Here is a 13802-nt window from a genome sequence, read left to right on the forward strand (position 1 = left end):
TTGTATCATTATTTGATAAACCGATTTCTCCAATTTAGGAAATTAAATATAATCCATAATTGAAAAGCTTGGTTAACAGTATCCGGTCCTTTTTTTAGTCTAGAGGCTATTTCATCCACATCGAAGAACTCCGCAAGTTCATTCTTCCCATCTTGCAGCAACTCTTGGAAATATGATCCCAGCTTTGTAGTAAACCAATCTTGAATCGGAACTGCAAATCCCGATTTGGGTCTATAAACGTCTTCTTTCCCAATATACGATGCACAGTAACGCTTTACCGGTTCCTTTAGTATTCCACCTCGCATCTTAAAATCTAATGGAACTGACAAGGCGAAATCAATCAGATCTCGATCAAGAAATGGAACACGAACTTCAACGCCATGTGCCATTGACATTTTATCTACTCGCATTAACAAAAGCTCCGGCAATCTTAATTGAAGTTCCATGAATAACATCGTTTGATGCAAGTCTGCTTCTGGGTGAATTTCCATTAATCTCCTATACAATGGCTCGACAATATCATGAGAATCATATTTCATCTGCAGAAATTCAGTTGACAAGATACCTCTCTTTTCCTGTTCAAAAAAACCAATCGAAGATGACATAAAGAAATTTTGTCCTTTTGTCATACGTAATAATACATCTGCAATTTTATCGCTAGTCGGAGAATTTGACAGACCAATTAGCGAGGCCATACTTTTATTTATGAAGTTTGGCATCTTGTTCATTGGATTCCATAGTTGACTATACTGTTTAAGATATTTCCTATATTTGTTATATCCGAAAAATAATTCGTCGGCGCCTTCGCCAGCATGCAACACTGTCGTACCAGTTCTCTTGGCATATTCGGTCACAAAATACAAAGGTACGCTAACAGGGTCGGATATTGGCTCGTCTTGATAACCGATTAGAGATAGAGATGTATTAATCAAATCTTCTTCACTTATTTTTATACTATAATGCTCTGAACCTAACTTTTTGGCCATGTATTCCGCATGTTCACTTTCATCTTTAAATAGCTTTGTTCCAGTCATCCCGACGTTATATGTTCTAACCCTCTGATTTTTCATATATTCCTGAAAAACAGAGACATTTAATGTTGAATCTACTCCACCTGAAAAGAGCACCCCTACCGGCACATCACTCATTAATCTTTTTTCTACAGATTTCTTAAATAGGTGTTGAAATTGATCGTCTAGTTCATCTGGATATACTTCCATTTTATTGGGGAGTGGCTCCCAGAACTTTCCTTGCTTTATCGCTAATTGATTATTTCGAATATTAACTGTTAAAAATCCTGCGGCAGGCAGTTTATATATTCCTTTAAACATCGTATTAGGGGCGGGTACCACCAAATAGGTCAAATAATGATAAAGGGATTGTTGATCAAGACTCGCTTCTACGAAAGGATCCTGTAGAATGGATTTAATTTCTGAAGCAAATAAAAATCGGCTTCCTATCTGCGTATAATAAATAGGTTTTACTCCAGCCCTATCTCTTGCCATGAGTAGCTGTTGTTTTCTATCATCCCATATCGCAAAAGCAAAATCCCCATCTAATAATTCAACTATCTTTTCTCCCACTTCTTCATACAAACAAACAAGAACTTCAGTATCGGATTGGGATCTAAAGCGGTAGCCTTTAGACTCAAGTTGTTCTCTTAATGTCTTATAATTATAAATCTCACCATTAAAAGTAACTTGAATATCGCCAAATTGGTTGCCCATTGGTTGTCTTCCTGCTTCAGACAAATCAATAATCGATAATCTGCTATGCCCTAATCCGACTTTGCCGCTTGATGCGATCCAAGTTCCTTTCCCATCTGGTCCTCTATGCCCAATCGCGCTAACCATAGCGTTCAAAGCGTGCTCGTCAATATTATGATCGGAACTAATTACACCAGCTATTCCACACAATCTGATCATCACCTTTATAATTATCTACTTAAGTGTTCAAGAATATTTCCTTGCCAGATCGGGCACTTTCATATGCTGCCGTTGCCATCCAAGTGGAAATCAGCCCCGCTCGGGCATCTGCCCCCTGGGTAATCCACTCCTTGCCTCTTAGTGCATGCGCAAACTCAAGTAATGCATCCAACTGTCCTTTGTTCCCCTTCTTGCAGTTCTTTTTATTGATATTCATTCCATATCCGTCTATTTTTCTAAAATCATCGACAATAACAGTTCTTCCATTGCCAAAAGCTTCGTAATACTCTTTTCCAGCCTTAGGGTTACCTAAAGCTGTATATAACACTTGAGCAACGGAACCATCCGGATATTTAATTTGAGTAAGCACGTTGGGATTCGTAATCTCATCCCTGCCACATACGACAGAGGAGATCGAAGTCGGCTCCTGACCCATGAACCAGTTACATAGATCAAAGAAATGAACTCCTTCTCCCAACAATCTCCCACCCTCGTCAACCGTATTACTCCAATCTTCATTCAATTGTCCAATATTAACACGACATTGTAGAATTCTGTTTCCTTGCGCCCCTATCCCTCTACGTGTTTCCAACATATATGGTGAGAACCTTCGATTGAATCCAACTCTAACAACCAATCGTTTTTCTGCCGCTACTTGACATATTTTCAGCGCATCTTCCGTTTTCGTAGTCATTGGTTTCTCGACGAACACATGCTTTCCGGCTTCTAAAGCGTCTAATATGATTTTGGCATGACTTGAATGTCTTGTAGATATGATAACCGCATGAATATTGGGATCATCAAGAAGAAGGGCATAATCACTCGTTGCAACTTGAGCGTTCACTTTTTTAGCCGCAATCGTAGCTGTTGCACCCGAACGGCTTGCGACGCCATATATATTGAAGTGTTCCTTTAATTGCAGGAGGTTAGGAATGTGGACCGCTTTGGCATACCCACCTACACCGATTAATCCTACATTTATGACATTATCCATTATCGGTGATATCGTATTACTTTTAATCATTCTATCTAAGCGATCAGGTTCTTTAGTATTTAATCCAACGTCACCATAATTGATTACTACACCGAACGTTTGGGGATTTGCTTGTTTGATATAAGAATATGCCGATGCTGCTTCGTCAACAGAATAATCTCCGGATATTAACGATTTGAAACTTACTTTTTTTTCTTGGAGCAAATGAATAATATATTCTAAGTTTCTTCTTTCCGTCCAACGAGCATGTTCTACTGGATAGTCTTTCCCGTTTAATTCGTAGTCTTCATCATATCTGCCCGGTCCATAAGAACAAGACATTTTTACTTCAATTTCTTTCTTGTACATCTTGGATCTTGTAAGGTTTAATCCAACATCGCCTACAATGGATACTCTGCCTCTTTTTCTTAACAGATCGAACGCTAAATTTATCGGCGAACTACTCTCTGTTGCCGCGCATATTATAACGCCATCCAATCCAGTACCATGAGTTACATCCATAATTTTCTCAACTGAGTTTAAGTCGTTTAATGCCCATGTTTTATGACTTCCAATGGTTTCTGCCGCTTTATTAGCACGATCTCTTGATAAATCCATACCATATGCATCGTAACCCATTGCATTTAGTAATCTTACGCATATTTGACCAATTAACCCTAAACCTATAACTCCCACTCTTTCACCCGGACTTAAATCCAGTTTGCGAATGCCTTGAAGTGCAATACAGGCTACGCTACCAAAAGAGGCTTCTTCTAGGGGGACGTCTTCAGGAACCACAACTGCCAAATTTTTTGGTACGACAACATACTCTGCATGGTTCGCAAAACCTACGCCCATGCACGCAACATATTGGCCTTTTTTGTAAGGCATTAGTGGATTATCAACATCAACGATAACCCCTGCAGAACTATAGCCAATCATTCCATAATCATTTAGTTTGTTTCTAACCAATTCATAAGTATTCATTATGCCTTGTTTCTTCGCAAGCTCCCATACTTGTTCAATGCGGTCTTTCGATTTCCATACTTTCTCGTAGACACCAAGCATCCCTTTACGGCTTGCAACGGCACTCGACTCTGTTCCAGTACTTATGAGCGAATATGCGTTTCTAACCAAAATCGAATCTTTCAATCTTCCGGGAACTGGCACGTCTAGCACTTCAATTTGGCTTTTTCCAGACAGGAACACTTGCTTCATTCTTCCATCCCTCTTTTAACTGATATCAGATCAAAGCTTAATTCGGTTTCACCTTCGATACGGTTAATGATTCTTATTATTTTTGTCTTTACCTTTGATCCATAACCAGGACTATACCAACCATCTTCGATACGAATTTCGGATGTACTCTCTGTTGTCAACCTGCATACGATTTTCGTTTCGAGCATCAAATTGACGGTATTTCTATATGCATTAACGATGATTTCCGGCGCTAAATGTAATGACCTCGTCGTAATATGCATACTTTGACAATTAATGATGTCAGTACAACGTAGCGACTTCTCTTTCGGATTATACTCAAACTTCCTAGATACACTTACTGGATCAGTTAAACGAGTATATCCTGAATGAGAACCTTTGATAATTTTAATCTCTTTTTCTATATTAATATCTACTTCCGGTAATGGAGAGTTAGCATATCCCCACATTCCTACCAAGGGTGCTATCTCTTCATTATCTATCATAAGGTTATTGTGAGAAGAAGTCCCCCTAAAATAGTTTTTCTGCATAGGGTCACCTGTGTATACAGGACATCCGGGATCCAGTATTAATAATTGCCGATCAAACATCAACTCGAAGGAAAATAGATCATTGTGACCATGTCCGCCTCTATTGTTCATGCCCACTTCGCCCACGTCAATCCACAAAAAATTGGAACTATCTTTAATAATTACAACCCCGCCACCTGCAAAATAGTGACTTACGTCCACCTGCTGTCTCTCTGCATTTAATACATTCCATCGCTTTAATCCTTGCGTTCCAAATAAAATAGGTACTGTAATGTCCATATCATTATGATCTGGCAATAATTCCTGTTTATTAAACAATACAGAGGCAATCGATAATAAAGTAGAATGATCATAACTCTCTGCTAGGTCAAAGTTAAACGCTCTCGCACTGTCATTGTCGCCGACAATTGGAACCTTACCATCAGGTCTTGAATATTTCTTAGTATAGTTACAAGCTTGAATGATGCGATCTTTAGCAACCGGATCAATCGAATATCCATGCCTCTCACTTGCGATTAATGCTATAACGAATAATTCCGTGACCAATCTATGATAAGGAATGGATTTTTCATGATTCACTCCATCATCGGTGTACTGAAGAAGTATTTCTCTGTCAATTTTATCTCTTGCGTACTTCAACCAAACCTGGGATCGAGGATAGTGGTGTTCTAAAACAAACCCTGTAAGTAACAAGGCAACAATATTTGCAGTATAATGATTTCCCCGAATATCTGTGTATTCAATTGTTCTGTATAGAAATTCACCATGTGAACACAACAGTTTTATGATAATCATAAGGTCTGATGAATCATACTTATTCGATACCAACATCATTTCTAATAGGATAATCAAGTTTATCATTCTCATCGAACATTCCATCGGATACCAGTTCACGGAATAAGCTAGCGGATTTTCCTCTTGCCAGTTCGCAATCACATCTACTACCCACTTTTTTTGATCATCTCGATCATATAGAATAGCAGATACTAGAGCAGGAATTAGATGATTCATCCTTGATGCTTCCCACGGATATTTCACATCGTATGGTACTTTTTTATTTTTTTCATAGAAATTATACAATTTAAAATATTTATTGGGCCAACAGTATTGATATCTCCAGTCTTCATTCCAATTGATTCCTTTAGTTGGAGTTGTTGATCCCAAAATTTCAAAGTTATTTGCGAACACTTTCGATGCATAACTTTCAACACTTTCCCCAATATTTGGTTTAGCTTTAATAGCTGCTTCTAACCCTTCTTCAAAGTCGGCAGCAATAATAGACGGTTTAAATTGTGATACCCATTTATCTATATTCTCTGTATTCCAATAGCCGTCTACAGTAGCTTGTACCTTTTCCCATCTTGAGAATTTATCCATCATAGATAATTGAAGTTCCTGCTTAACTCTATACCACACGACTCCAATTGGTTTACTGAAAATTTTTTTGACTTTTTGGATCATCACTTTAATGTTCTCCTGTTAGCTTGTCTATCTCGATTTTTTCCTCGGGGAATATATCGGTAAACGATTTATAGAGCTTTTCGTTTTTGGACTCCTCTTTGATTGTGGCCGCTAGCAGTAATCTAAATGCCGGTCGATACTCTTGCAATGACATCCGGCTTGATATCATATGTTTTCCCAATAACGTGATCAACTCGGGATACGAGCCTTTGTTATAATAAATTTGTGCTATTTTCAGATCCATATTCAATAACAAACCGCTGTCGTATTTATCCTTTTGCGACTCGAAGAGTTCCTTATATTTGAGATAGTGCTCGATTGCCTTATCCCACCACGCTTGGTTAGACACTCCAAGTTCATATAGTTGATTTACAAGGAGTTCATGATGTTGCATGTCCCACGGTCTACTCTGAAGCCATCCCTCGTACAATTGATTTGCTTTTCTAGGCTCTCTTTTCGCAATCCATGCTTGGGCTTCAAGTTGCATCAAAATCGGATTATATTGTTCTATTTTTCTTTGTTTTTGAATCATATCAAATGCACTATTCAGTAATCCCTCATCATTCGTGTTCTTATAATTTTGAAGCATTGAACCAATTGCAACACTAACGAAATCAGGATGATTAGGCTTGATATCTATTGCCTTTGTCAGTTCCTCATAACTTCCCTGTTTCAACGCTTTCTTATAGTAATTGGCAGCTTCAATATTGCGTCCCATAGCAATAATAATAACTATGGAGATAACTGCCAAAAGAATTCCGGGAATATACATCGGTACTATTTGTGACTTAGAGCCCTGCTTAGTTGGAAGTTCAACTTTAGCTACCATGCCCCCCAAACAAAAGAAAACTATAGCGGCAATGTACACAAAGCTCATATGAAAATCGATCACGCTATGAATCAAGATCGGAGTTGCAATCAACATATAGACTTGACTATAATCTTTTTCATTCGTTCCAAAATAACCCTTGATATGGATAAAATAAACGTAGATCAGAAGTAATCCTAAAATTATTATCCCTATAATGCCTGTCTCGTCGAGTAATTGCATGTAGAAACTATGAGCCTGATTACCGATATAAGGGTATGATTGGTACTGGCTATATAGCTTAGCCCACCCTCCTCCACCCGTGCCTATAATCGGATAATCTTTAACAAGATTCAATGAATCGTGGTAGTATGTCAATCGCTGCGATGAACTAGAATCGCTTATTTCAATTGACAGTACTCTCTTTTCTAAAGTGTCCGGAAGAATCTTTAAAATCGGAGATTGGAACATGACTAATGCCCCAATAATCCCTACAATAATTATTGTAAATGAAGGGATTATCCATCGATGATTTATAAAATGAATAAGTTTAGTTAAATAGGAATCTTCTTTTGCTTCTTTTTTCTCAACCAATCTTATCAATAGTCCAACTAGTATAGATATCAATAATATACTTATCCATCCGTAAAACGCACTTACCTCATGATCGCTAAATCTCATCAACAATGACATCACAAAAATCGATCCTACAACTCCAATAGAGATATGAAGCAACGATTTTATTTGTTTGTTTACAGAACTAAAAATCAGGTGAATGATCAGCATAAACATGAATATAATCATTGCGCCTCTGGACAATGTTAATAACAATGATGTAAATACTGGAACGAACATGAATGCATGTACTCTCCACCAACGCGAACCATAATCATCGTTAGTTACTATAAATATTTGCCCGAATAATAGGCCCATCAAATACACGGCATACGTATTTGGATACTGAAATACATTGGATAGTCTTCCTTGCAGTATTGCTTCTTTCATCTCTATATGACCAAACCAATTCAAAAACCCTACAAAGACAATAATATACCCCGCAAACATTAATACATTTACAACTACTTTTGTATTTACCTTCAAGAACTGTTTGAGGATGATGGATAGCGTAAAAAAGACCGCCCAGAGCCATGCTATAGTAGTGGCATCGGTGGCGGAATGAGGAGAAATCGCATTTATTGAAGCTACATAGTAGATCAATGGCAATAAAAGTACGAGCCCCAACGGTATTACAATTTTTAAATCCATTTTCTCTTTTTTAAATAATGTAATAGAACCGATTAGAATAATTGCACTTCCAAAAAGTATCCCGATATAGACCGGCTTTTCAAAAGTAAACTGCCCTCCAAAAAAGAGACCTCGATTATAAGGCATAAACAAAAAGAAAGCAGCGATCAATGCTAGTACGATATATTGTAACCATTGCAGTCTATTATTAGTAGAAGTCTTTCTAGACATCTATCGAACCCCCTCATTATGACTCCTTCATTTTTGGCTTTTGCTCCAAAGCTGCAACCATTTCTAAAGAAGCGTGAAGTAATTCTTTACCCCTAAGATTTTCAGTACGATTCTCGCCATTATCCCATTTGAATGAAGGAACAATCTTATTTAGTTCTATCCTCACATCGTCTGTTTCATCCATTCTCTCAAAAACGGCAATAAGCCGCTTTAATCGCTCCCCTGATACTTTCTGAGGGATACCCACGTAGATTCGATCGTGTTTTGTCGCAGACGCTCCTTCATCTTTGCTGAGAATCTCCTCGAATAACTTCTCTCCCGGTCGAATACCTGTATAAACAACGTTTATATCTTTATTCGGTTCCAAGCCGGATAACCTAATTAAATCAAATGCAAGATCCGAGATCTTGACTGGCTTACCCATATCAAGAATGAAAGTTTCTCCGCCATTTGTTATCGCACCAGCCTGAATGACCAATTGTACTGCTTCCGGAATTGTCATGAAATAGCGAACCATATCTGGATGAGTTACAGTGACAGGACCACCATGCTCGATCTGTTTCTTAAATAAAGGGATAACACTACCTCTACTGCCTAATACATTACCGAATCTAACGGCAGAGAAAAGTGTTGTACTTCTTGCATCTAACTCCTGTATCAGCATCTCTGCAACACGCTTCGTAGCCCCATGACATTCGTTGGGTTGACTGCTTTATCGGTGGATATCAGCACGAACTTCCCAGTACCGAATTCGTGTGCGCATTCAGCCACATTTTTCGTTCCGAACACGTTATTCTTCACTGCTTCTAATGGATTGCTTTCCATTAGAGGAACATGTTTATGCGCAGCAGCATGAAATACAACCTGTGGGCGATATTGACGAAAGACCTGCTCTATTCGAACTCTATCCTTAATATCTGCGATGATTGCATCCATAGAAATCCTTGGATACGTAGCTCTTAATTCTAGCTCGATATCATATATACTATTCTCACCATGATCCAATACAATCAATTTACGGGGATCCATAGCAGCAACTTGACGGGAAATCTCTGACCCAATAGACCCTCCCGCCCCTGTAATCAAGACTATCTGATCTTTAAGGTACCCAGCAATTTCATCCAGATCAACTTTTACAGGTTCCCTACCTAATAGATCTTCAACACTAACATCACGAATCATATTAATGGATATCTTACCATTAATTAAATCATTCATTCTTGGCACAATCTTAATTTGGCATCCCGTGCTCTTACTGCGATTAATAATATCAGAGATATCTGCCCTAGATGCCGTTGGAATAGCGACAATAATATCATCTATCTCATACTGTCTTACCACTTCCTGAATATCTTCACGGGTACCAACAACCGGAATACCCAACACTTCATATTTTTGCTTCTGAGTATCATCATCAATAAAGGCAACAGGGTATATTTCTGAGCGATGGCTGTGCTTCAGTTCGCGCACAACCACAATACCTGCCTCTCCAGCTCCTACTATCAACGCTCTGCGATGATGGGGCTGTATCTTAATGTAGCTATCCCTGAACAATCTCCAGAAGAATCTGGATCCACTAATGAATAGGAAACTGATCATTGTCGTTAACAAATAAATGCTCCGAGGAACAACCAAATTCGTATATACATAGTCATGCAAGAAATAATGAAGACTGTAAAATGCAATAGAGCCCACTGCTGTCCCTTTAAGAATTGCAATGAGATCCCCAACACTTGCATATTGCCAAATACGTTTGTATATCTTAAAGCTATATAAACCTACAACAATTAGAACTATGTATAGAGACATCACATATGGTAACGTACCAATAAATTCAGGTTTAATCGTAAAATCAAACCGCAGCAAGTAAGATAAATATACGGAAGCCGCTACTAATAAGGCATCGCTAATAAGCAATACCACCAACCGTATATATTTTTGCATGAGTCCTCCCTCTATTCACCGATACTGGTCAATGATTTTAATGTGTTACGCATATAATGTCTGAAGAAGACAATCAGAACGCTGATTATTCCGCCAACAAAAGCAGCAATGATCATATTCATAAGTTTATTAGGCCCTATAGGAACAGTTGAATGTATCGCTGGAGAAATAAATGTTGCTTGGTATCCGTCCAACAATCGATCTGAGCTTTTCACGCTTAGTTTATCTTGCTGAATTTGATTTTCTAGCAATACAATTCTCTCCGAATATTCTTTTAATCTTTTTTTCATATTTGACTCATCTGCATTCAGTCCAGTCAAAGTAATGGAAAGGGTAGCTATTTGACCTTGAAGAGTTGTATATGCTGGGTTTATCGTTTCGCCATTCATCTCAATTTCCGATAGCTCTGAGATTGATGCTTTTGTTGAATCCTTAATAATCGACGACAGCAAAGGATTATCGAGAATGAATTGTTTTGTTGATTGTTTCTCGGGAATCAATTTTAATTGGTTCTGAGCTTCAGTAAGCTGACTCTTTGTACTAATAATTTCATCAGTGAGTTCCTTTAGTTTACTCTGAAACTCTACAATACTTTTCGAGCGATCCGTGATCTCAATACGATTCGCAAGTTCATATGCCAGTAAGTTTGCTATGTTCGTAATTAATAACGAATCTTTTCCTTTGACTTTAATTTTCATGACATTAATGTCTTTCAGCGCCTCTAAGTGAATTAGACTTCTAATCGAACCTATTGTGTATTTACTTTGATCCAATTGGAGCTTCTCTATTAATCTGTTGATTGCGGTATCACTTTTCACCGACTCAATAAATGTGCTTATATCTAACTGCTCAGCGCCCTCTTCATTAGCAGTAGCAATTCTTACTAACGAGTTCGATTCATATGTTGGCGGTAGTACAAAGAAACTAAATATACCGGATAATAGTATCGCTACTAGAGTCACGCTAATTACAATCCATTTGCCTTTTAATATGATCTCGATAATCTCACGCAAACTAATTTCTTGATCCATTAAACTTCGCACCTCAGTTTCATCATCGTTCAGTATCTTTATACGTTTGTCCGAATATGTATTCCTACGATATACCTATTTAAGTATACATGTGTACTGGGAGTATAACAAGCAATTGAAAAATGGAAAACGAGCGACTAAGCGCCGCTCGTTAACCTTGTGTTTATTCGGTTTCCGGAGGTAGCTTTCTGTTTACCAACCAAGGTATTGTTTGCGTAGCGACTAACTTCTTATAGCCCGGTTGTAGCTCATGGTATACGTTAAATGTCATATCTTTCAACGTTTGAATGTTAATTACCCATCTGTCATCCGTCCAGGATAGTTCAATTGTATTTACACCGTTCTTGAGTGCTGTTCCGGTATCATCTTTACCTGTCGTATCGACAGTTGGGAACGTTAATTCCTTGCTGAAAGTTGCTTTGTTATCTGCATCCACAAGCTCAATAATCACTTTCTGATCCTTAGCGTTAACCTTGGTCAACAAGTTTTGCTCCAAAGTGTAATCAAGCTTCAACTTAAGCAGATCTTGATCAAACCTAATAGTTGTACCCACTTGATTTATCGAAAATTTATATGGATCAAGATCGATATTTTGAAGATTTTTCTTTACTTCACGGTCATTAGGTAATTTAATTTCAACCGGATCGACGTAACCGACTAATTGGCTCTGTTGCTCGCCTGTCTGCCCGGTGGTCGTTGAATCTTTTGTTTCCGTGACTGCTTTACCGACAACCATCTTCATATTATCGGTCTTCATTCCCTTAGGAATCGATGCCCACGCGTATACTAGAGCTTTACCGCCATAATTGATTTTGTCGCTTACATTTTGGAACGTTGCAGGATACACTGTTCCATCTACGGTTTCGAAATAACCCGCTAACTGTTGAACCCCGCTTAGACGTTTTTCTAAGCTGTTCATCGTAATAAGAGCAACTGCCATATCTGCGTTCGCACCAGTATAGCCCATCAGATATTTGACTTTTACATCTGCTTTATAGCCCGAATCTTCAATTTTAAAGCCTGTTTTCCAATCAGTCGTACTAATTGGACTAAACACGCCAGTATTCGAGAACTCGACTAAATCGACCAATTCCCCTTCAGTTCCTCCGCCTGATTCTTTTTGTTGCAAAGTGAACTTCATGTTTTTGACATCAAATGAATACGGAACTTTACCAAACGCTTGTAGCTTTATCGATGCGCCCGGCTCGATATCGATTTGTTTATTCCCATTATTTACGGTTGCCGTATTTTCAATTGAATTATTAAAGACATATTTGCCTATAAGCTTCGGTATAACCAAAGAATCTGTACCTTTATTTATCAGGGTTAGGTTCGTAATTATGAGATCGTTATCTTCGATAGGAAGACGGTTAATTGAGTCTACTTTGATGTAGTATATTCCATCGGAATTCGCAAAAGAGTATGTCTTTCCAATGCCTTCTCCAGTGCTAACACTTGCTTTAGGCAGGGTGAATAGAGCCATTGGGATTCTGTCTTTGCCTTCATTCGCAGTCAATGCTACGACCAGTTTCCAGCCGGTTTGTTTGGCTGCAATCGGTACAGAAGCAGTTAATTGAAAGGTTTCCTCGGATAATGGGCTAAGCACTTTTCCCTTTAAGTTCTTCGCGGTTAGGGGATACATGAGACCATTTGCCGTTTGAATCATAATTTCGTACTCGGGTAAAGTAACAGATCTTTTCCCTTCATTCTTGATTACTAGATCGATATCGGGTCTATAGTACTTCTCGCTTTTCCCGATTGTCGCTTTTTTAATATAGAAAGAGACTCTTGTATCGTCGGCGCTAACAATGCGCTTGTAACCGGCCGGAGTAATTTGTATGTACTTCTGAGTGGCCGAAAATGAACCTAACACTTTGGTGTAAGATGGGCTTGAGAAGTCCCACTTAATCACTTTAACTACTAGATCCGTAAGTTTCACATTCGATCCAACTTGACCATAAAAGATGATATCTTTTGTGGACTTCGCAGCTATTTTAGCGATGTCCTTGTTGGCAATTGTCAGAGAGTATTTAGAGCCAGACTTCGTAGTTAGATTAATCCAATAATCAATGAAATTTACTTCCGTATTACTATTATTCTTGACCGTTAATGTCAGCCCTACTAGCTGTCCATTATTCGAAGGAATCAAGACAACATTATTCACTTCTGCAACAACATTAGCCTTTAACGACACAGAGCCTATTTTCTGTGGTTGTAGTGTCTTCTGCTTCTGCTCTTCCGCGTTTACGGGACTATATGCCGAGATCAGTAAAATCAAACAGATCATGCTTAATAGCGTCTTGCGCAATCGTGACTTCTCCATAATGACATCCTCCAGTTTTAACCTTTACTATATAGACGTCTAATGTCTCTAAGAAGTTTCACGTGATTGTTAATTAATCTGAAGACATAAAAAGAGAGGCCCCTTAGGGCCTC

Annotated in this window: 6 protein-coding genes and 1 pseudogene; all 7 read right to left on the reverse strand. The window is 38.4% G+C overall.

Annotation, left to right across the window (positions count from 1 at the left end):
- Positions 1–8: 8 nt before the first annotated feature.
- The 7 genes and pseudogenes from asnB to FPL14_RS11455 all read right to left on the reverse strand — a co-directional run bounded on the left by asnB (position 9) and on the right by FPL14_RS11455 (position 13689).
- Positions 9–1925 carry an asparagine synthase (glutamine-hydrolyzing) gene (asnB, locus tag FPL14_RS11425; RefSeq protein WP_229263969.1) on the reverse strand — a complete coding sequence of 639 codons (1917 nt, stop codon included), beginning with the start codon at positions 1923–1925 and terminating at the stop codon, positions 9–11.
- Positions 1926–1944: 19 nt separating this feature from the next.
- Positions 1945–4116 carry a bi-domain-containing oxidoreductase gene (locus tag FPL14_RS11430; protein ID WP_182303061.1) on the reverse strand — a complete coding sequence of 724 codons (2172 nt, stop codon included), beginning with the start codon at positions 4114–4116 and terminating at the stop codon, positions 1945–1947.
- A complete protein-coding gene (locus tag FPL14_RS11435; protein ID WP_229263970.1) occupies positions 4113–6107 on the reverse strand; it encodes a heparinase II/III family protein in 1995 nt (664 codons plus the stop codon). Before FPL14_RS11435 ends, FPL14_RS11430 begins: the two co-directional genes overlap by 4 nt.
- A 4-nt stretch (positions 6108–6111) precedes the next feature.
- Entirely contained in the window at positions 6112–8391 is a 2280-nt protein-coding gene (locus tag FPL14_RS11440; RefSeq protein ID WP_182303063.1) for an O-antigen ligase family protein, read from the reverse strand.
- A 16-nt stretch (positions 8392–8407) separates the two neighbouring features.
- Positions 8408–10335: pseudogene (locus FPL14_RS11445) on the reverse strand (polysaccharide biosynthesis protein).
- Positions 10336–10346: 11 nt separating this feature from the next.
- Positions 10347–11366 carry a Wzz/FepE/Etk N-terminal domain-containing protein gene (locus FPL14_RS11450; RefSeq protein ID WP_182303064.1) on the reverse strand — a complete coding sequence of 340 codons (1020 nt, stop codon included), beginning with the start codon at positions 11364–11366 and terminating at the stop codon, positions 10347–10349.
- 163 nt (positions 11367–11529) lie between these two features.
- On the reverse strand, positions 11530–13689 hold the full coding sequence (locus FPL14_RS11455; RefSeq protein ID WP_182303065.1) for a hypothetical protein: 2160 nt from the start codon (positions 13687–13689) through the stop codon (positions 11530–11532).
- Positions 13690–13802: the final 113 nt, after the last annotated feature.

The sequence above is a fragment of the Cohnella cholangitidis genome, from assembly GCF_014107495.1.
Classification (GTDB): Bacteria; Bacillota; Bacilli; order Paenibacillales; family Paenibacillaceae; genus Cohnella; species Cohnella cholangitidis.

Coding starts and splice junctions, on each gene's coding strand:
- asnB (WP_229263969.1), bottom strand. CDS start 1,925: ATGATCAGATTGTGTGGAATAGCTGGTGTAATTAGTTCCGATCATAAT.
- FPL14_RS11430 (WP_182303061.1), bottom strand. CDS start 4,116: ATGAAGCAAGTGTTCCTGTCTGGAAAAAGCCAAATTGAAGTGCTAGAC.
- FPL14_RS11435 (WP_229263970.1), bottom strand. CDS start 6,107: ATGATCCAAAAAGTCAAAAAAATTTTCAGTAAACCAATTGGAGTCGTG.
- FPL14_RS11440 (WP_182303063.1), bottom strand. CDS start 8,391: ATGTCTAGAAAGACTTCTACTAATAATAGACTGCAATGGTTACAATAT.
- FPL14_RS11450 (WP_182303064.1), bottom strand. CDS start 11,366: ATGGATCAAGAAATTAGTTTGCGTGAGATTATCGAGATCATATTAAAA.
- FPL14_RS11455 (WP_182303065.1), bottom strand. CDS start 13,689: ATGGAGAAGTCACGATTGCGCAAGACGCTATTAAGCATGATCTGTTTG.